The organism is Qipengyuania qiaonensis, assembly GCF_019711515.1.
Taxonomy (GTDB): Bacteria; Pseudomonadota; Alphaproteobacteria; order Sphingomonadales; family Sphingomonadaceae; genus Qipengyuania; species Qipengyuania qiaonensis.
Genome location: NZ_JAIGNO010000010.1, coordinates 65,920 through 85,902, shown reverse-complemented (window position 1 = coordinate 85,902; position 19,983 = coordinate 65,920). Strand labels below are relative to the sequence as shown.

Annotated in this window: 13 protein-coding genes and 1 tRNA gene; 6 read left to right on the top strand and 8 right to left on the bottom strand. The window is 61.1% G+C overall.

The features are described 5' to 3' along the window. Nucleotides 1-48: 48 nt before the first annotated feature. Both K3174_RS13675 and mfd read left to right on the top strand, forming a co-directional pair. The gene (locus K3174_RS13675) at nt 49-327 is read left to right on the top strand and encodes an FAD assembly factor SdhE (protein WP_221559498.1); all 279 of its coding nucleotides are present in this window, start codon (nt 49-51) and stop codon (nt 325-327) included. A 116-nt stretch (nt 328-443) separates the two neighbouring features. Further along, a complete protein-coding gene (mfd, locus tag K3174_RS13670) occupies nt 444-3,935 on the top strand; it encodes a transcription-repair coupling factor (protein WP_221559495.1) in 3,492 nt (1,163 codons plus the stop codon). A gap of 2 nt (nt 3,936-3,937) precedes the next feature. Here mfd and K3174_RS13665 read toward each other — a convergent pair whose 3' ends face one another. Beyond that, nucleotides 3,938-5,254 (bottom strand): GGDEF domain-containing phosphodiesterase, encoded by a 1,317-nt coding sequence (locus tag K3174_RS13665; RefSeq protein ID WP_221559493.1) that lies wholly within the window; start codon nt 5,252-5,254, stop codon nt 3,938-3,940. Nucleotides 5,255-5,385: 131 nt separating this feature from the next. On the opposite strand from K3174_RS13665, the gene K3174_RS13660 reads away from it, so the two are divergent. Both K3174_RS13660 and K3174_RS13655 read left to right on the top strand, forming a co-directional pair. Further along, nucleotides 5,386-6,168, top strand: a complete 783-nt coding sequence (locus tag K3174_RS13660) for an NAD kinase (RefSeq protein WP_221559491.1) — start codon at nt 5,386-5,388, stop codon at nt 6,166-6,168. 97 nt (nt 6,169-6,265) lie between these two features. Beyond that, nucleotides 6,266-6,340: transfer RNA gene (locus K3174_RS13655), tRNA-Asn, on the top strand. A gap of 6 nt (nt 6,341-6,346) precedes the next feature. On the opposite strand, the gene K3174_RS13650 is transcribed toward K3174_RS13655, so the two are convergent. From K3174_RS13650 to K3174_RS13640, 3 genes are all read right to left on the bottom strand, one after another. After that, the gene (locus K3174_RS13650; protein WP_221559490.1) at nt 6,347-7,087 is read right to left on the bottom strand and encodes a sulfite exporter TauE/SafE family protein; all 741 of its coding nucleotides are present in this window, start codon (nt 7,085-7,087) and stop codon (nt 6,347-6,349) included. 109 nt (nt 7,088-7,196) lie between these two features. Then, nucleotides 7,197-9,962 (bottom strand): preprotein translocase subunit SecA, encoded by a 2,766-nt coding sequence (gene secA / locus K3174_RS13645; protein ID WP_221559488.1) that lies wholly within the window; start codon nt 9,960-9,962, stop codon nt 7,197-7,199. A gap of 94 nt (nt 9,963-10,056) precedes the next feature. Further along, complete coding sequence (locus K3174_RS13640; RefSeq protein WP_221559486.1) at nt 10,057-10,365, bottom strand: hypothetical protein; 309 nt, start codon at nt 10,363-10,365, stop codon at nt 10,057-10,059. Nucleotides 10,366-10,414: 49 nt separating this feature from the next. On the opposite strand from K3174_RS13640, the gene argJ reads away from it, so the two are divergent. Further along, nucleotides 10,415-11,641 (top strand): bifunctional glutamate N-acetyltransferase/amino-acid acetyltransferase ArgJ, encoded by a 1,227-nt coding sequence (gene argJ / locus K3174_RS13635; RefSeq protein ID WP_221559484.1) that lies wholly within the window; start codon nt 10,415-10,417, stop codon nt 11,639-11,641. Beyond that, the gene (locus tag K3174_RS13630) at nt 11,638-12,468 is read left to right on the top strand and encodes an inositol monophosphatase family protein (RefSeq protein ID WP_345719661.1); all 831 of its coding nucleotides are present in this window, start codon (nt 11,638-11,640) and stop codon (nt 12,466-12,468) included. The genes argJ and K3174_RS13630 overlap by 4 nt, the downstream gene beginning before the upstream one ends. On the opposite strand, the gene trxA is transcribed toward K3174_RS13630, so the two are convergent. Genes trxA through K3174_RS13610 form a run of 4 tightly spaced genes read right to left on the bottom strand, consistent with a single transcriptional unit; the run spans nt 12,435 to nt 19,978 of the window. Beyond that, nucleotides 12,435-12,755 (bottom strand): thioredoxin, encoded by a 321-nt coding sequence (trxA, locus tag K3174_RS13625; protein ID WP_221559482.1) that lies wholly within the window; start codon nt 12,753-12,755, stop codon nt 12,435-12,437. The genes K3174_RS13630 and trxA overlap by 34 nt on opposite strands. A gap of 50 nt (nt 12,756-12,805) precedes the next feature. Next, nucleotides 12,806-16,285: a double-strand break repair helicase AddA gene (gene addA, locus K3174_RS13620; RefSeq protein WP_221559480.1), complete on the bottom strand. Its 3,480-nt coding sequence runs from the start codon at nt 16,283-16,285 to the stop codon at nt 12,806-12,808. Further along, nucleotides 16,282-19,290, bottom strand: coding sequence for a double-strand break repair protein AddB (gene addB, locus K3174_RS13615; protein ID WP_345719660.1), 3,009 nt, complete (start codon nt 19,288-19,290; stop codon nt 16,282-16,284). Before addB ends, addA begins: the two co-directional genes overlap by 4 nt. Continuing rightward, nucleotides 19,283-19,978 carry a nucleotidyltransferase family protein gene (locus K3174_RS13610; RefSeq protein ID WP_247712192.1) on the bottom strand — a complete coding sequence of 232 codons (696 nt, stop codon included), beginning with the start codon at nt 19,976-19,978 and terminating at the stop codon, nt 19,283-19,285. The genes addB and K3174_RS13610 overlap by 8 nt, the downstream gene beginning before the upstream one ends. Between the last annotated feature and the right edge of the window lie 5 nt (nt 19,979-19,983).

Here is a 19,983-nt window from a genome sequence, read left to right as displayed (position 1 = left end):
GTCGCAATGACTGTTGATGGGCGGGCACAACTGCCTTACTCGCTTCCCATGCCCGATCTCCTCACCTTCGAAGGCCGCAAGCAGCGCGCCAAATTTCGTGCCTGGCACCGCGGCACGCGCGAAGCGGATTACATGATCGGCGGCTTCTTCGATCGCTACCATGAAAGCTGGGGCGAGGAAGAACTCGCCTGGTTCGAAGCCCTGCTCGAGGAAGACGACGTCGATGTCATGGCCTGGGCCCTGAAGACCCAGCCGACCCCGCCGCGCTTCCAGGGAGCATTGATCGAAGCCATGCAACAGCTCGACTACGTCGATATTCCGCGTTGACCGGCGGGCGCTAGCGCCTATCTCGTCACCACCATTGCCGTACCCCCTTCCCGTTCGGGCAGGGGGCAATCGTACGTGTGCGGAACGCTGCGCGCGAAGGAACGCTAAGGAACACGATGCCCGACCTGTCCCGTATTCTGAAATCGAAACACCCGCTTACGCTAGCACAGGTCGCTCGCGGTGCGCAGCCGCTGGTGATGGCGGACCTCACCCGGGCGAGCACCGGTCGCGCCGTATTCATCGCACCCGACGATGCGGCGATGCGCGGGATTGTCGATGCCGCCGCCTTTTTCGCGCCTGAACTCGAAGTCATCGAATTTCCCGCCTGGGATTCGCTCCCCTACGACCGGGCGAGCCCCGCGCTGTCGATCAGCGCAAGGCGGCTGGCCGCACTACATCGCCTGCAAGCGGGCAAGGCCAAGGCTCAACTCGTCGTAACTACGGCCAATGCAGTGCTGCAGCGTGTCCTCACACCCTTTCGCATACGCGAGAGTGTGCGGGAATTCAGGGCGGGGATTGAGATCGGACGCGAAAGTCTCTCCGCCCTGTTCCAGCGCCAGGGATACAGCCGCACCGATACCGTGATCGACAAGGGCGAATATGCCGTGCGCGGCTCTATCGTCGATATCTTCCCCAGCGGCATGGACGAGGCGCTGCGCCTCGATTTCTTCGGGGACGAGCTGGAAAGCCTTCGGACCTTCGATCCCAACACGCAGATGAGCACCGGCAAGCTACAGTCGCATCTGCTCCTGCCCGCCAGCGAAGCGCTGCTCGACGAGGACAGCATCAAGCGCTTCCGTAGTCGTTACCGCGAGATGTTCGGCGCCAATGCGACGCAGGACCCGCTCTACGAGGCTGTGAGCGACGGACGGCGCCTCGCCGGGATGGAGCACTGGTTGCCGCTCTTCGAGGAGAAGCTGGCGACGCTGTTCGACCATATCGGCAAGGATGACCTTGTGGTCGTGGATCAGGCTGCGCTCGCTGCAGCCGACGAACGCGTCAAGGACATCTCCGACTACTTTGAGCAACGCACAGCCATTACCGGTCAGGCCAAAGGCAACTATCGTCCTCTGAAGCCGGAGGCGCTCTATTTGACGGGCGATGAGTTCAAACGAGCCCTTGCCGATGCACCCACCCACCGCGCGACGCCTTTCGACGAGCCCGAAAGCGACACGGTGATCGACTTCGGCTTCCGCTCGGGCCGCGATTTCGCTCCCGAACGTGCCCGCGGCGATAATGTCTATCCGATCCTGGCGGAGCATCTGAAATCGTTGTCGAAGTCCGGCAAACGCCCGCTTCTGGCCGCCTATTCCAAGGGCAGCCGCTCGCGCATTGCATCAATCCTCGATGAAGCCGGCACGCCGGTACAGATGGCCGAAACTTGGCAGGAAGCGCTGGGTCTGTCGGCCAAAGGCAAGCCTGCGGCTCTGATTCTGCCAATCGAGGCAAGTTTCGCCAATGACGAGATGGAACTGCTGACCGAGCAGGACATTCTAGGCGACCGGCTGGTGCGCCGCAAAAGGAAGCGCAAGGATGCCGATGCCTTCCTCGCCGAATTGCAGGCACTCAGCGTCGGCGATCTCATCGTCCATACCGAACACGGCATCGGCAAATATCTCGGCCTCGAAGCCATCGCGGTTGGCAAGTCGAAGCACGATTGCGTCCAGCTGGAATACAGGGGCGGCGACAAGCTCTTCATTCCGGTAGAGAATATCGATGTGCTCAGCCGCTATGGCAGCAGCGAGGAAGCCGTCATGCTCGACCGGCTGGGCGGCGAAGCCTGGCAGAAGCGTCGCGCGCGGCTCAAGGAACGGATCACCGAGATTGCCGGAGAATTGATGCATGTCGCCGCCGCACGCGCTCTGAAGAAGGCGCCGGTGCTGGAGATTGAAGACGGACCTTACAACCAGTTCCTCGACCGTTTCCAGTATGAGGAGACCGACGATCAGGATCGGGCCATCGCCGACGTTCTTTCCGATCTCGAAAGCGGCAAGCCAATGGATCGCCTGGTGTGCGGCGATGTCGGCTTCGGCAAGACCGAGGTCGCGCTGCGCGCTGCCTTTGTCGCAGCAATGAACGGTCAACAGGTTGCGGTAGTGGCGCCCACCACTCTGCTTGCGCGTCAGCATTTCGAGAATTTCGCTAACCGCTTCAATGGCTTTCCGCTCAAAATTGGCAGGCTTTCACGCCTCGTCCCCGCACGCGAAATGAAGGAAACCCGGGAGGGACTCGACAATGGTCAGGTCGATATCGTCGTCGGCACCCATGCAATCCTGTCGAAGCAGACGAAGTTCAAGAACCTCGGCCTTGTCATCGTCGATGAGGAGCAGCGCTTTGGTGTTGCGCACAAGGAAAAGCTCAAGCAATTGCGCGCCGACGTGCATATGCTGACGCTCACCGCTACGCCCATCCCACGCACGTTACAGATGGCGATGACCGGCCTGCGCGAACTCTCGACCATCCAGACGCCGCCGGTCGACCGTCTCGCTGTGCGCACCTATGTGATGGAATGGGATGACATGGTCATGCGCGAGGCGCTGCTACGCGAACATCATCGTGGCGGGCAGAGCTTCATCGTGGTGCCCCGCATTTCCGACATGGAGCAGATTTCCGACTGGCTGCATGATAACGTTCCGGAAGTGAAATTCGTCGCCGCGCACGGCCAGATGGGTGCGGGCGAAATCGAAGAGCGAATGAGCGCCTTCTACGAGGGCAAATACGATGTGCTTCTCGCCACGACGATTGTCGAAAGCGGGCTCGATCTGCCCAGCGCGAACACCATTATAATCCACCGCGCCGATATCTTCGGTCTTGCCCAGCTATATCAACTGCGCGGGCGTGTCGGCCGTTCGAAACTGCGCGCGTACGCCTACCTTACTTACGCGCAGGACACGCAGCTGTCCGAAGTGGCGGAAAAGCGGCTGAAGGTACTGGGCGACCTCGACAGCCTCGGCGCAGGTTTCCAGCTGGCAAGCCACGATCTCGATATTCGCGGTGCAGGCAATCTGCTGGGCGACGAACAGTCGGGCCATATCCGCGAAGTCGGTTTCGAACTCTACCAGTCGATGCTGGAAGACGCGATCCTGGCCGCCAAGGCGGGCGAATTGGGACTGGCGAACAAGCCGGAAAAAATCAGCCCTCAGATCACCGTCGATGCACCGATCATGATCCCTGAAGACTACGTCCCCGACCTCGCCGTGCGCATGGCGCTATACCGTCGCCTCAACGATGCCCCGGACAAGGCCGAGATCGAGGCGCTCGCGGCCGAAATGATCGACCGCTTCGGAGATCTGCCGCCCGCCACCGCCAACCTCGTCCGCCTGATCGAAATAAAGCACCAGGCGATCAAAGCGAATATAGCCAAGATCGATGTCGGCGCGCAGGGTACGCTCGTTACCTTCCACAACGACGATTTCCCCGATCCCGTCGGCCTCCTCGCCTATGTGGACAGGCTGCAGGGCACCGCGAAACTGCGGCCCGACATGAAGTTGGTCATAGGCCGCGCCTGGGGCTCTCCGGAAAGCCGCCTCAATGGATTGTTCCAGCTGACAAAGGGCCTTTCAGGCATCGTCAAGAAATCGCGACAGTATGAAAAGGTTGCAGCTTAAGCTCATGTAAGCTTGAGGAACTCACCCGGAGCTATTGGTTTGGCCCGGAAGAAGCCCTGGTAGGATTCGCATCCTTCAGCGCGAGCCAGATCACGCTGCGCCTCGTTCTCTACACCCTCAACGAGTACTTTGAGGTCGAGCGCGTCGGCCATAGCCATGATCGCGCGAAAGACGGCGAGGTCGCGCTCGTCATCGAGCACCCCATCGAGCATGGACCGGTCGAGCTTTATACAGTCGATCGGCAGCACTTTCAGATATCGAAAATTGCAGAACCCAGCACCGAAATCGTCGAGCGCAATCCGTATGCCGAAGAGCTTCAATTGATCGAGGACGCGGCTGACGCGATCGAGATCGGCGAGCAGAACCTGTTCGATGATCTCGAGCGTGATGCGTCCGAGCGAAAAGCCCGTCCTTTCCGCCATGCGCGCGAAATCGATCGCGAAGTTTTCGGCAGCAAGATCGACAGGCGTGATGTTGAGTGAAAGCCGCAGAGACTCTGGCCATTTCAACGCCTCCTCAAGGGCGCGCCTGGCAATATGCCGCGAAAGATGGGCGACGTGATCGGCGCGCTCCGCGATCTGGAACAGCGTTCCTGCTCCGATCCTTCCTATGACCGGATGTTCCCAGCGGGCCAGTGCTTCCGCGCCGATCAGCCGATCGTCATCGAGGGCATATTGCGGCTGAAACAGGATCTCGATCTCATCCCGATCGATCGCGGCCAGCAAATCCGCCTCTAGCTGCTGGTTCGAGCGCCCCGACCGTGCTACTTCACCGGCGGACCAGTCGATGCGCCGCCGATTGCTATCGCGCATGCGGGCGGCAACCTCAGATAGACGATCAAGCACGCTGTCCGCATCGTCGTTTTCCGTAACCCTCATCAATGCCAGTCGCGGCCACAAGCGCAGGCTTGCCCCACCTTCGGGATTGGCAATCGGCATAGCGATTGCATCGGCCAGCGCCTCGGCCAGCCATTGCCAGCGCTCGCGACTGCATTCCTGGCGCGCCGCCAGCAGGAAGCTGCCACCGCCCAACCTCGCGGCAATCCACGCGCTGCTGCTTTCGAGTTCGTCTGCTGCGAAATGCTTGATCCGCTGCGCGATCTCTACCAGTGCGCCGTCGCCGGCGCTTTCGCCGAAGGCGACGTTCACCGTGTCGATCCGGCCCAGCGTGATGAGCATGGCGTGCATGGGGCATGGGATGGTGCTGTGCGGCCAATCGCGTTGCCACTGCGCGATTGCTTCGCGAGCCTGTGCCTGATCGGCAAGGCTAGTAAGCGGATCGCGCGTTCCGCCAATGATTTCGTAGGGCATGCTGGCCATCCGGCTGTCCTTATCGCGCCCCGCGGGACCCTATGACACTTTTTCCGCTGTGTTGCCAAATGGGACGCGCATACATAGGTACGCCTCGTGCCCGGTCGCATTTCATCCGGGATAGGAGGATGCCGGGGACCATGCCCGAATACAACCGCTTGGCCCTGCTCGTTTCCGACGCTCCGCGTGCGCTGGAGGCTGCGGACGGAGATTTTCGCACCATCGCCGACTGGGTACCGTTGCAGGATGCAGAGGCAGTGGTCGTTCTCGGCGGTGACGGCTTCATGCTTCAGACGCTTCACGCGATGCTGGATGTCGGGCGGATCATCCCGGCCTATGGGCTCAATCTCGGTACGGTCGGGTTCCTCATGAACCGGAATCGCAATCCCGAAACGCTCCTCAAACGCATCGGCAAGGCCAAACCCCATCACATCGCTCCCTTGCGCATGGTGGCGCGAACGCAGGACGGTGCGCAGCACACATTTTGTGCAATCAATGAGGTCAGCCTGCTGCGTGAAACGCGCCAGACGGCAAAGCTCGAAGTGACCGTTGACGACAAGGTGCGCATTCCCGAACTGGTTTGCGATGGCGTGCTCTTGGCCACTCCCGCGGGATCGACGGCCTACAACCTGTCGGCCGACGGTCCGATCCTGCCGCTCGACTCCAGCCTTATCGCGCTCACGCCGATCAGCCCCTTCCGCCCGCGAAGATGGCATGGCGCCATACTTCCGGATCGCAGCCGGGTCGGCCTCCGTGTGCTGGAAGCAGAGAAGCGCCCGGTCTCGGTTGTGGCCGATCAACGCGAGTTGCGCGACGTCGCTCAAGTGGATCTCGAAATCGCTCGCGACAGCGAACTCACGCTGCTGTTCGACCCCGGTCACGCGCTCGATGAGCGCATCGTCGCCGAGCAGTTCGTGGTTTGAACCGCACATCTGCGCAACCGCGCGTAATTTTTGCCATTTGCCCGCTTGCCAAACGGAAATCGCACCCATATAGGCGCACCCCTGCCCAGCGGGCTGCTCCCCGATAGCTCAGCGGTAGAGTAGGTGACTGTTAATCACTTGGTCGTTGGTTCGAATCCAACTCGGGGAGCCATTTTGCTCAAAAATTCAACAGCAAGCGCACGCCCACCCAACCGGTGAGCGCGGCTGTACCGAGCCTTATCCAGCGCTGCGGCAGATATTTCAGAGCGAGAAAGCTGCCGATCTGACCACCGACTGCAACCGCAATCAGCAGCGGAAGACCGAGTTCGACTGCCGCCCCCAACCTTCCCGCGCCGCCTTTCAGCAATTGCCCAGCTATTCCGAACAGCGAGTTCACAAGTATGAATAGGCTCGCTGTGGCCGCAATGGCGCGCGCGCTATTCCATTTCGTAAGATGCAGGAAAGGCGCAAGGAAGATACCGCCGCCAATGCCGACCAAGCCCGCCAGATAGCCAAGCGGAACCGCGAGAAAGGGCATGGCGCGCGCGAAACGCGTCGGCCCCGAAACGGGACCATCGCCCGTTGGCAGGATCAGCGTGATCGCGGTCAGAACGAGGCTGCCACCGAGGATGGTCAGAAATGCGGACTCGCCAATCGGTGTCAATCCGCCCAGAAAAGCCGCCGGTGCGGCTGTCGCCGTCAATAACAACGCTCCGCGCCATGGCGTGACTCTTGCGCGGGCAAACCGCACCGAACTGCCTGCGACGACCACGATGTTGCACGCCAAAGAGAGCAATGGGAGGATTCGATAATCCACCTCGGAAAGTGCCAACAGCGCCGTATAGGTCGATCCGCCACCGAAGCCGACGCTGGCATAGAGCAGCGCCGTCAGGAAAAATCCGACGATCAGGGCTGCCACGTTTATTTGATCCGAGCGGGCTGTGTAGATCGGCTAAGCGTGGGCGGAAACTCGCCGACCCCACTCAAAACATCTGCGCCAGCAGCCATGCCCGCACCAAAATAGAGAATCAGGCCTTAGCGCCGGCGCTGATCGCACCGTGACAATGTTTGTACTTGTTGCCAGAGCCACACGGACAGGGCGAATTGCGACTTATGTCCATCCCCGCATACGGGTTCTCGCTTGCCGAACCGCCTGGGCCGACGGCGGCGCGGGGACTACCCGCCAGCGCACCGAACAAAGCCTCGCGATTCGCGGACCCGTCACCGTCGTTCGAATTCTCCAGACCGGATAGCGGATCGATATGACCGGTCAGGAAATCGGGAAGATCGGGCAGGTCTATCTGCGGCAAAGGTGCAGGCTCGACCAGTTCGAGGCGGATGAGCTTGTTGGTCACGGTCTCGCGCAGCTTGTCGAGCATGGTTTCGAATAGGCTGAACGCTTCCTGCTTGTATTCGTTGAGGGGCTGTTTCTGTGCATGGGCGCGCAAACCGACTACTTGGCGCAAGGCATCCAGCGTGGCGAGGTGATCCTTCCATTGCCCGTCGAGTTCTTGCAGCAGCACGCTCTTCTCGATCCGGCGCCACAAAGCGGGATCCGCGGCGGCGATCTTGTTGTCCATGATCGTGTCGGCTTCGGCAGCAAGGCGTTCCTCGATGATTTCGGGTTCGACCTGGTCTTCCTCGACCCATTGCTCGATCGGTACATCGATGCCGAGCACGTCGCCGACCCGCTCTTTGAGGCCGTCGATGTCCCACTGTTCGGGATAGGAACCCGGTGGGCAGGCTTCGCCGACCAGCGAATTGATCGCGTCGTGGCGCATATCGACCACCACATCGTCAACCGCTTCGCTGTCCATGATTTCGGCGCGCTGTTCGTAGATGACCTTGCGCTGATCGTTCATCACGTCGTCGTACTGCACGACCTGTTTGCGGATTTCGTAGTTACGCGCCTCGACCTTCTTCTGCGCGGTCTCGATTGCCTTGGAAAGCCACTTGGAGCCGATCGCCTCGCCGTCTTCCAGGTTCGAGTTCATCATTTTTGCAAACAGAGTATCCGGCCCGAAAATACGGAGAAGATCGTCTTCAAGGCACAGATAGAAACGGCTGAGGCCTGGGTCTCCCTGACGGCCGGAACGACCGCGCAGCTGGTTGTCGATCCGTCGGCTCTCGTGACGCTCGGTGCCCAGCACGAACAGGCCGCCCGCATCCAGAACCCTCTGACGCTCAGTCGCTATCTCCGCCTTGATGCGATCCCGTTCGAGATCCTTCTTTGCTCCATCTTCCATGTCGCCGAGTTCATCTTCGATCCGGAAATCGACATTGCCGCCAAGCTGGATATCGGTGCCGCGACCGGCCATGTTGGTGGCAATCGTCACCGCACCGATACGGCCGGCCTGCGCCACGATATGCGCCTCCCGCTCATGCTGACGAGCATTGAGAACCTCGTGCTCGACACCTTCCTGTCGGAGGAATTCGCTGAGCATTTCGGACTTTTCGATCGACACGGTGCCGACAAGCACGGGCTGACCGATCGCGTTCTTCTCGGCAATCGCCTTGGCGATGGCTTTGAACTTGTCCTGGGTATTCTTATAGAACTCGTCATCCTCGTCGATGCGCGCGACGGGGACATTGGTCGGGATCTCGACCACGTTCATCTTGTAGATGTCCCAGAATTCCGCCGCTTCTGTCGCCGCGGTGCCGGTCATGCCCGACAGTTTGGGATACATGCGGAAATAGTTCTGGAAGGTGATCGAGGCGAGCGTCTGGTTCTCCGGCTCGATCTTGACTCCTTCTTTGGCCTCCACCGCCTGGTGCAGGCCGTTCGACCAACGACGCCCTTCCATCATGCGTCCGGTGAATTCGTCGATGATGACGACCTTGTCGTCCTTGACGATATAGTCGGTGTCCTTCTTGAACATGTGCACCGCGCGTAGTGCCTGGTCGAGATGGTGGACGACCTGCGTGTTCTCCACGTCGTACAGATTCTCGGTCTCCAGCAGGCCCTTTTCGATCAGCAGCTTTTCGACTTCCTCCGTACCCTCTTCGGTTAGCTGGATGCTGCGCTGCTTCTCGTCCTTCTCGTACCAATCGTCGGGGAAGGTCTTCACCACTTCGTCGATCGAAATGTAGAGATCGGACTTGTCTTCCGTAGGACCCGAGATGATCAGCGGCGTCCGCGCTTCGTCGATCAGGATCGAGTCCACCTCGTCAACGATGGCGAAATTGAAGGGGCGCTGCACCATCTGGCTGCGCTCGTGCTTCATGTTGTCGCGCAGGTAGTCGAAGCCGAGCTCGTTATTGGTCGAATAAGTGATATCCGAATTGTAGGCCTCGCGGCGCTGATGCTCGCCGAGATTCGGTACGATCACGCCGACGGTCAGGCCGAGAAACTTGTGCAGACGACCCATCCACTCGGCGTCACGGGCAGCCAGGTAGTCGTTGACCGTAACCACGTGGACGCCCTTGCCCTCGATCGCATTGAGATAGGTCGCCAGAGTCGCGACCAGCGTCTTGCCTTCACCCGTGCGCATCTCGGCGATTTCGCCACGGTGAAGGACGATACCGCCCACCATCTGCACATCGAAATGACGCATCCCCAGCACGCGGACCGATGCCTCGCGAACGGTGGCGAACGCTTCGGGAAGAATGTCGTCCAGCGTCTTGCCATCGGCCAGCTGCGCGCGGAACTTGTCGGTCTGTGCAGCCAGTTCCTCGTCCGAGAGCGCCTGTATCTGCGGTTCGAGCGCGTTGATCTGGGCCACGATCTTGCCGAGCGATTTGACATAGCGGTCGTTCGACGAGCCGAACATCGACTTCATGATGGAATTGAGCATGTGAGGGGCCCTGAGCCTTCTGAATGAATTCTATGGTGTGAACGCCCGTGCACGCTGCTCGTGCCGGGAGGAAATCTTGAGCTGCCGCTGCGAGCTATTCGTAAGAGCGGTCGACGCCGAACTGCACTGTCGGAATGACAACAGTAATGACGGGAGCCGGCTTGCACGGCTTCTTCGCCCGAATTGTGTCGAAAGACTGCCGGTTGACGCGGCTGCATTCGCAGGCGTCGCCCTTACGCGCTTTTTCGGCCTTTGCCGCCAATTCGACACCCGATGCCTCATTGTAGATGACTGCATGAGCAGGCGCGCCCGCGGCGGCGAGGCCGGTGAGGAGCGCAAGCAGAGTGATCAAACGACGAAGCATTGCATCGTTCAGATAGGGCGTGTCGCCGCGCGCGTCCACCCCGCTTCACAGTTTACCCCGTGGCTCTCCGGCACTATTCGGGGCAGCGATGGAACTCGAACGCTCACCCCTTGCCCGCCCCTTCCCCCACTTGCCCAAAATCGACGGTGTCACGCTTCGCGTGGCGCGCGCGCAATACAAAAGCTGGGACCGCTGCGACCTTACGCTGGCAGAGCTGGCGCCCGAGACCGCGGTTGCAGGAGTTTTCACCAGAAGCGCTTGTGCTTCGCGAGAGGTCGAAATTGGCCGCGAGCAGGTCAAACTCGGGCGTGCGCGGGCGCTGGTGGTCAACGCGGGCAATTCGAACGCCTTTACCGGATATCGCGGGCGCGAAGCGGTCGAAGCGATCATGGCGCAGGTCGCGGGCGCGTTCGATTGTCAGCCGAGCGAGGTTTTCGTTTCCTCCACGGGCGTGATCGGAGTCCCGCTGCCGAAAGACAAAGCGAAGGCCGGGATCGAAGCCGCACTGATTGCAGAACCGTGCGGCTGGGAAGACGCCGCAAGAGCGATCGGCACAACCGACACCTTCACCAAAGGCAAGACCGCTTCCGCCTTGCTGGGAGCGACGCGAACCGAACTTGCCGGCTTTATCAAAGGCAGCGGTATGATCGCGCCCGACATGGCGACAATGCTCGGCTACATCTTCACCGATGCACTGATCGAACCGGGCTTTCTCCAGGAAATGCTGTCCAAGGCGAGCGAGGCGAGCTTTTCGTGCATCACGGTCGACAGCGATACGTCGACGAGTGACACGGTGCTGCTGTTCGCTACCGGCAAGGCGGAGAATGCACCTCTCGCATCGTGGGGCGATGCTGGAGCGGATGCTTTCTACGCCGCGCTGCTCGAAGTTTGTCGAGAGCTTGCGCACCTGGTGGTTCGCGATGGAGAAGGGGCTCAGAAATTCATCGAGATTGCGGTCGCTGGCGCCGACAGTGATTCAAGTGCTCGCCGCGTTGGTCTCGCCATCGCCAATTCCCCTTTGGTAAAGACGGCCATAGCCGGCGGCGATGCAAACTGGGGCCGAGTGGTCATGGCGGTCGGCAAGGCCGGCGAACCGGCCGATCGCGACAAACTTTCGATCGGCTTCGGGGGCACTTGGGCGGCGAAGGACGGCCAGCCCCTGCCCGACTATGACGAGGCTCCGATTGCCAGGCATCTCGAAGGTCGTGACATTCGTATCGACGTCGATCTTGGTGTGGGCGATGGCTGCGCGACTGTGTGGACCTGCGACCTGACCCACGGATACATCTCGATCAACGCGGACTATCGCTCGTGAGGACGCTCGACGCGGAAATCCTCGCACTCATGAAACGTGTGACCGAGCAAGCAATCTTGCCGCGCTATCGCAATCTGTCCGGTAACGAAATCATCGAAAAAGCCGAAGACGATCTTGTGACCATAGCCGACCGCCAGGCCGAGATCAGGCTGGCAGAAGGTCTGGCACGGATCGACGACTCTCTTGCCATAGTTGGCGAGGAGGCGGCGCACGCGGACAAATCCGTTCTCGATGATCTGTCCGGCGATTGCTGGATCATCGATCCGATCGACGGGACACACAACTTCGCGCATGGCAACGCACCCTTCGGGATCCTGTTGGCACTCGCCTCGGGGGGGTACACGCAATCAGGCTGGATCTATGACTGCGTTTCGGGCCGTTTTTGCAGTGCCCATCGCGGCGGCGGTGCATTTGTCGATGGTCAACAAACCGCTTCACGTACGACGGGCGAGACCCCGCCGGTTGCCGCAATTTCCGTCATTTTCCTTGACCCTCAACGGCGCAAACAGGTCACAGAGCACATAGCGCCATTCTACCGCACGGTCGAAACGCCACGCTGCGCGGCGGAGCAATACCCCAGGCTTGTCCTCGGCCAGAACGATGTATCTTTTTTCGAACGCACGCTCGCATGGGACCATGCGGCCGGTGCTTTGTGGCTAAACGAGGCGGGCGGAAAAGCAGCGAGGCCCGACGGCTCACCCTATCGCGTGGACGAGGTCGGCCGCACGGGTCTTTTGGGCGCAGCGAGCCCGACCCTGTGGGACGGACTCGCCGAACTATACGCGAGAATGGATTACAGTTCGCCCTCAAGCCACTGCTTGAGCTGACCTTTTGGAGCCGCCCCGCGCATTTGAGCGGCGGGTTCGCCATTCTTGAACAGCACCAGATAGGGGATGGACTGGACCCCCATCGAACCTGGAACATCGGGATTTTCCATGATGTCCATCTTGGCGATCGTGACCTTGTCGCCCAGCTCTTCGCTCAGTTCCTCGAGCGCAGGCGCGATCATCTTGCATGGGCCGCACCAGTCGGCCCAGAAATCGACCAATACGGGCTTATCGCTTTCGAGCACGTCGGATTTGAAACTGGCATCGGTGACGGCGGTGGTAGCCATGGGATATCTCCTGGAATTCGGGTTGCCACCGATGTGGGCGGCGCGCGCAATTACTCAACGGGTGGCAGTGCAAAACTTTCCTGCAGTCCCGCAAACGCGCTCTTGTAAGAAGCGAGCCGCTCTGAGGGCAAGGCGAAGAGTTGCGGGGTCTGGGTATAGAGAACGGCGGCCTCGACCGTGCGTACAGGATAGATTACCTCGAGGGCAGCGACATATGCAGCCATCTGCTTCATTGCGCCGTCCGGAATTTCGTCCACCGATGCGGGCGGCCGTCGGGCGGTCTTGAAATCGACCACAGTAATTTTCTTGGGCGTAACGAGGAGCCTGTCGATGGTTCCCATGACCACTTGCCCATCAACGGTCGCCGCTAGCGGTACTTCTGTCAGCGCATCAGCGCCGAAAACTTCGGCAAAATCCGGATCGGCGATCACGGCAAGCGCCCGATCGACAATCTCGTCTCGTGCGGCATCGGAAAGATCGCTCGCCTGCCGAGCCAGCCACGCCTGCGCGCGGTCGGCGCGATCGTGCTCCGCAATTTGCGGCAACCGTTCGAGCAGAGCGTGGATCAAAACCCCCCGCCGCGCGGCCTCGACGGCTTGCGCCGGTGGAAGCGGGGGATCACTCCCCTCCACTTCCCCTAGTCCCGAGGGCGAAAGCGGGCGCGGTGGGCGCGGCTCGGGGCCCACCGGTCGCGTCGCCCAGTCCGGCAGGTCGATCGCAGCTTCATCTTCCCCAGGAACCTCTACCGGTTCTTCATCGGTCAGCTCGCCCCATTCCCAGCGAGAGCCCCAGAGATCGTCAGCCTGCGCATCGCCACCAAACAGCGATTGCAGGCGTGCGTACCAGCTATCTTCATGCGGCACCCCACGTTTCACTTCCCGGGGACCGAGGGAGCCCCCTATGAACAACGCTTCCTCAGCACGCGTCATGGCAACGTAGAGAAGGCGCCAGTGCTCTTCCATCTCCGCTGCGGCTGCGATGTCCTCAGCTGCGCGCAAGGGACCGACCTTTTGCTCCTGATTTAGCCCGGGAAGCGGTATTCTGCTTATCTCATCCGTGCCTGAAAATTTGTCCTCAAGCTCCAGATTGCGTGCACCGTCGGGTCCGATCGCCGCATCGGCCAAAATCACGATAGGTGCCTGCAAACCCTTCGAGCCGTGCACCGTCATAACCCGCACCTGATCGCGACTTTCGCCTGCCTCGCGCTTGATCTCGCCCTCACCGGCATCAAACCATTGGATGAAGCCTTGCAGGCTGGCAACATGGCTGGCCGCGTAGGCGCTGGCCGCATTGAGCAATTCGTCGATCGGATCGTTGGCCTCGCGCCCCAACCGCGCCACCAGTCGGCGGCGACCGTCCATGGGACCGATCAGTATCCAGTGCAGCAATTGTTGCGGAGCATCGAAATCTGCCCGCCGCAGGATTTCGCGCAAGGTCATCATGGTTTCGGTAACGTATGGGTGCTCGCTGCCGCGCAGGTGCTCCCACAGCCGGATGTTCTTTTCGCGATATCCGTATTCGAGGAGGTCCTCCTGGCTCCAACCGATCAATGGCGAGACAAGCAGGCAGGCAAGCGTCAGATCGTCGAGCGGTTGGGCAGCAAAGCGGATCGCTGCCATAAGGTCTTTTACGGCCAGCGGATTACCGAGCCGGAGCCTGTCCACCCCGGCCACCGGCACACCGTGACGGTACAATCGAGCGACAATTAGCGAGGCCAGATCGCGACGCTTCCTTACGAGTACCATGACATCGCCTGGTCCGGCGCGGCGCGGAGGTTCTTCTTTCCTTCGATCCTTCACGAGTGGGAAGCCCTGGTCCATCCAGCGCCTGACCTGCAAGGCGATGCGATCGGCCAGCTTGCGATCGTGTCGACCCAGCCAGCCTTCGTCCACCTCTCCCTCTTCGATCCCGCTATCGGCGTGGATCAGGTTCCATAGCGTCACCATACCCGGACGGGCCTGCCCGTCGTGTTCCTCGGCATCGCGGTCGAGACCCAGTTGCTCGCTGCCGATGGCTCCAATCGCCCTATCCACAAAATCGAGTACGGTATCGGCCGTGCGGAAACTCTGGCCCAGGCCGTATTCCTGAAGGTAGCGTGGGCGCGCACCGCTGCGTACCTCACCGGCTGCGTCCGCCGTCAGCCGCATGCGCTTGGCAAACCGGTCTCGCGCCTCGCTGAAATTGCGCGGGCTCGTACCTTGGAAACCGAAGATGGCCTGCTTGAAATCGCCCACGGTGAAGATCGTCCGAACGATATCGCCTCTTGCCCCTTCGCCGCTGAAGAAATCGTCGGCGAGCGCTTCCACGATCTCCCACTGCGCTCGATTGGTATCCTGCGCCTCGTCGACGAGGATGTGATCGAAGCTGCGGTCGAGCTTGTAGCGGATCCAGTCAGCCATGAGGTTGCCAGAAAGCAAATGCGCTGCGCGAATGATAAGGTCGTCGAAATCGACGAGCCCCTCGCGCGCCTTGGCCTCCTCCCACCTAAGCGCAAAAGCGCGTCCCGCCACAAGCTGCGGGACAAGGAAGTCTGCGAGATCGAGCAAAGCGCGACGTTCCGCGATTGCGGCAATACCCTCGACAACTTCGGCAATGTGCAGACCGTAAGAGGGATCGATCTTTTCGAGGTTGGCCAGCCTGCTCGGCTCGCCTTTTTGCGTCAGCAGTGAGCCGAAAAAGCCGTCAAGCGTTTCAAGGCGCTTCGCAGGACTTGCTGCCAGCCAGTCAGCGGCGAAATCGGCATTCTTCAGGCCTGTCGCCGTATTCCATTCGGCATTCACCCGGCCACAGGCCTGAAGGGCAGCGATGGGAAAGTGAATGTCGGCACATGCTTCCTCGACCCACTCACGATCGGCGCCGGACGGTATGCCAAGCGCGCGACATACCGGAACGGCTAGATCGCCCTGCCATCCCGGTTGGCGCCACAGATCGAGATAGCCTGTACATTTCATGAGCCATTCGCGCACGGCATCGGCGCCCTTGCGACGGCTCATCTCGGCTACAGCTTCGCGAAAGGCTGGATCGCCGGTTTCGAGCAGCTCGGCGAGAACGTCCAGGCTCAAGAGTTCGCGGTCGCGATCCTCCATCGGTTGGCTTCCCGGCAGAATTTGTGCCTCATTCGGGAAAGCGGCGAGCAAATATTGCGCGAAGGCATGGATCGTATCGATCCGTAGACCACCGCCGGGACAATCCAGCACCCGCGCGAAGAGCGAGCGCGCTCGCGCCCGTGCGTCGGGGTCGGTCGCGGCGCCCAGATTGCCAAGCTCCTCCGCCAGCGCTGTGTCGGACAGCCGTACCCAACGAGCCAGCACTTCGTTGACGCGCACGGCCATTTCGGCGGCGCCTGCTTTGGTGAAAGTGAGGCACAGTATCTGCGAGGGATCCGCACTGGGTTCGAGCAAGAGCCGCAGTACACGCGCTGAGAGCACCTGTGTCTTGCCAGTACCGGCGCTGGCCGACAACCATACGCTTTCGTGCGGATCGACGGCATCGCGCTGGTGTCCGACGAGAGGGTAAACCTTACCGCTCATTGCGTATCGCCCTCGACATCCAGGTGGGGGAGCCACTCGTCGAGCCGCATCAGCTGATCGTAGGTGTCGTAGGCGGGATAGTCGGGATTGAGCCGCGCGGTGAACGGTTCGTCACCCTTGATCCAGGCAGCGATGGCACCTTCCAGAAACCTAGCGGTCGTCGGCAGGAAATCCTCTGGTGGCAAGCCACTGCGCTTGTTCCCGATCCTCAGCGGGGTTTCAATATATCCAAAGCCGACAGGGTTGGTTTCGCTTTTCGCCTTGGCCAGCGACCAGTATTCGAACGCGCTCGGCACGCCGGCTCCTGCCTTGAAACCGCCCCGCTCTGCTATCATGCCGAGCAGGCCGAGTTGCAGAGCAAATCCCTGCTCAACCATTTTCGAGGACGGGGGCGATCCAGTCTTGTAATCGACGATGCCGAAGCTTCCATCCGCAAACCGGTCTAGCCTGTCGATCTTGCCGTGGATGCGTACTCCATCGACCTCCATCTCACCCCAGGCCTCGACCGCGACGACCTGGCGTTCTGTGTAGCCTGCGATCTCCTGCTCGACCCATTGAAGCGCCCGTTTCAGGCGCGGCTGCCAAAGCCCGCGCATGAGCGGATGGACATTGCGCTTCTCGAATATGCGCTCCATTATTTCGACAATGGGTGTTTGCGGTTCAGCCTTGTGCCACTCTTCAAGGATCTCGTGCGCGACCTCGCCCTGCCATGCCGGACGCGGCACGGCATCCAGCGTGTCGAGATCCTGCAACTGCATGATCTTGCCTGCAAAGAACTGGTAAGGATCGCCGCGCAACCGATCGAGCGCGGTTGCCGAGATATCCACCCGCCTCTGCTCGGCGCTGGGCATGGGGCGCGGCCTTGGATAGACTGGCGCTTCGGGAGCACGAACCATCGCTCGCGCGTATTCGATGGCGCTGTTTTCGGCATGCTTGGGTAGCATATCCCCAAGCAATGCCTGCACGCGGAGCAGAAACCGCGAGGGAATGGCCGGACCGCCATCACCCCGTGCGGCGCGGGTGAGCACGACTTCCGGCGCGCCGAGTGCCCCGGCAAGATCGTGCGCCGAGAGTCCAATGCGAAAATCGCTTCCAGGAACGCCAAGCGCCCGCAAAACCGGTGGAGCAAGCAGTGCATCGACACCGCTTCTAGCTGGCCACACACCCTCGTTGAGGCCCGCACAGATCACCAGATCCGCCCGGTTCATCCTCGCTTCGAGCAAGCCGAGTATCTGCAAGCGGGCATGACCTCCATATGGTGGCCGAACGGCAATGCCCTCCATTGCGTCTGCCAGCACGCGGGACACATCGCGCGGTCGCACCTCGAAGGCGGCCTCACGTGCGCGGAGACGAAAGTCTTCGACAAACTGTGCGAGGCTGCGGCCGTCCTCCCTCGCCCACATTTTTTCACCACATAATGCTTCGGCAGATGCGGCGATGATGTCGATCTGATCGCTCATACTAGCTGGCCTTGCGGGATCGGTGTCGACTAGAGGAACGATCGCCGCTTCGGCCAACTCCCACCAGTCCAAGATCCGCTCGCCCGTGTGAGCGAGCTTGGCAACCGCGTCACGGATCGGGCCCAATCCGGCCTCAAGCCTCGGGCCGCGCAATTCGCGCTCGACCTTGCGGAGCTGTCGTAACCAAGCGCCGCGCTCCATCCCCCCATCGGCCAGTGGGTGTCCCAACAGAGCCATCAGCGTAACGGCCTTGGCATTCTCTGCCATGACCTCTGCGGCGAGCAGAAAAGCGCGTCCTGCGGCGGTTTGCGACAGAGGGCGGCCGCCGGAATCGTCGGCCAGGATGTTCCAGCGAGCGAGGTGATGGACGACCCTGCGTGCAAGTGGACGATCGGGCGTGACCACGGCCACACGCTTTTCAGGCTCAGCGAGCGCCTTCCGCACCAAAAGCGCGATTGCCTGCGCCTCTTCCTCCGGCGTTGCCGCCTGCATGACCCGCACACCCGAAAGGCGACGCTTTTCGGCAGGCAGGTCGACCCAGCTCTTGCTTGCTTCGGGCGGCAGAAAGAGCAAGCCGATAGCATGGCTACGTTCGGGTGGAGAGGCCGCCATACCCTTGCGAGGCCAAGGCTGCACTTCCTCTCGCGCCACCCCCATCCGATTGAGTAGCAGTTTCAGGTGATACTGCGGATGGGTGACCGCATCCTCGCGGGCGAACGGCGTATCTTCCGGCTTGGACGGCGCACCCGCTCTCCCAAGCTCGTCCCAGACACCCTGGGGCATCGTCAGGTCGAAATCGGGCAGCACCACCGCACAGTTTTCGAGATCGGCGACGACACGGAGCAGTTTGGCAAGCGACGGAGCGGCGCTGGTCACTCCGGCGGCGACAATTGGCGTAGCGGGAGGCGTGACCCTCCACCTCTGCGCTGCCCAATCGAACAACCGATTGCGCCGTGTCGCAGCGTCCAGTGCGTTCCATTTTTGCAATTGAGACAGCCACTTGGCCTGAACATTTGCAAAGACGCGCAAGCTATCTTGCCAATGTCCCGACAGGGATCCGAACAAATCCAGCACTGCGTTGCCAACCAGTTCCTCAGGGCCGATCCCCTCGACCAAGAGCCGATCCATCGTCGCACCGGTTTCGCGCGCGAGACGCAGCAACGTCGCACCGGTGGGAGCATCGTCGCCCATGGTTTCGGCAATCATTCGCGCGAGGGCGAAGAGCCGGCGCTGAGGGTCGATAGCCGGGGGAATTTCGCCGGCACCGAGCGGATCTAGAAGCGGGCCGAGCGTCTCGTCTAGGTCGAGATCGCCGACTACGGCCATGCGCGGCATGAGCAAACCCGGAGCCCGCTTGTCACCCGCTTGGCGGATGAATGCTTCGGAAACGGTCCGACGCGCACGGCTGCTCGGCAGAAGGAGTGTCAGACGAGCAAGTCCGAACTCGGGTTCTGCGTAGCGTGGGACAAGTCCCGCGACTAGCGCATCGGCCAAGCCGCGGTGTGCAGCAATCGAATAGACTTTCGGCCGAGACCGCTCAGCCACCTGTAAGCGCCATCTCGGTCGGGCGGATATGCGCAGGTGTACCGACCTCGTACCAATGACCGGTGAAGGCGATCCCAAACAGCCGCCCTTCATCGATCGACCGGTCCCACAGGATGTTGGTGGAAAACTTGCCCTCGGGCGAATCGTGCAGAAGGCGGTGCGACACCAGCTGGATGCCGGTATAGATGAAGGGGGCGATCCTGCCGGGCAGCTTGCGCTTCAACCGCCCGGCACCGTCCATGTAGAAATCGCCTATACCGTCGAAATTATAGGCCCGGGCATGGGTGACCAGCATCAGTAGCGCGTCCATCTGATCGGGGTTCCAAGCGGCGGACAACTCTGCAAAGGCGTTGCGCGGTCCGTCGAGCCAGATGCTGTCGGCGTTGCAGGCGAAGAAAGGGTCTGGCAGCAATCCGGCGTTCAGCGCCTTCACCATGCCGCCACCTGTTTCCAGGAGTTGGTCGCGCTCGTCTGAAAACGTCACTTTGGGTGCCTGACGCGACCCGATATGCGCCTCGATCGCATCGGCCAGATAGTGAACATTGACGATCGCCCTCGCCACGCCGGCTTCATCAAGTCGGTCCAGTGCACGATCGATCAGCGGCTTGCCGGCGACCCGCACCAAGGGTTTGGGGGTAGTGGCCGTCAGGGGGCGCATGCGTTTTCCCAAGCCTGCAGCCATGAGCATGGCGG

Excerpts from the sequence above, each read along its gene's own strand:
- K3174_RS13675 (WP_221559498.1), top strand. The coding sequence starts at position 49 with ATGCCCGATCTCCTCACCTTCGAAGGCCGCAAGCAGCGCGCCAAATTT.
- mfd (WP_221559495.1), top strand. The coding sequence starts at position 444 with ATGCCCGACCTGTCCCGTATTCTGAAATCGAAACACCCGCTTACGCTA.
- K3174_RS13665 (WP_221559493.1), bottom strand. The coding sequence starts at position 5,254 with ATGGCCAGCATGCCCTACGAAATCATTGGCGGAACGCGCGATCCGCTT.
- K3174_RS13660 (WP_221559491.1), top strand. The coding sequence starts at position 5,386 with ATGCCCGAATACAACCGCTTGGCCCTGCTCGTTTCCGACGCTCCGCGT.
- secA (WP_221559488.1), bottom strand. The coding sequence starts at position 9,962 with ATGCTCAATTCCATCATGAAGTCGATGTTCGGCTCGTCGAACGACCGC.
- argJ (WP_221559484.1), top strand. The coding sequence starts at position 10,415 with ATGGAACTCGAACGCTCACCCCTTGCCCGCCCCTTCCCCCACTTGCCC.
- trxA (WP_221559482.1), bottom strand. The coding sequence starts at position 12,755 with ATGGCTACCACCGCCGTCACCGATGCCAGTTTCAAATCCGACGTGCTC.
- addA (WP_221559480.1), bottom strand. The coding sequence starts at position 16,285 with ATGAGCGGTAAGGTTTACCCTCTCGTCGGACACCAGCGCGATGCCGTC.
- K3174_RS13610 (WP_247712192.1), bottom strand. The coding sequence starts at position 19,978 with ATGCTCATGGCTGCAGGCTTGGGAAAACGCATGCGCCCCCTGACGGCC.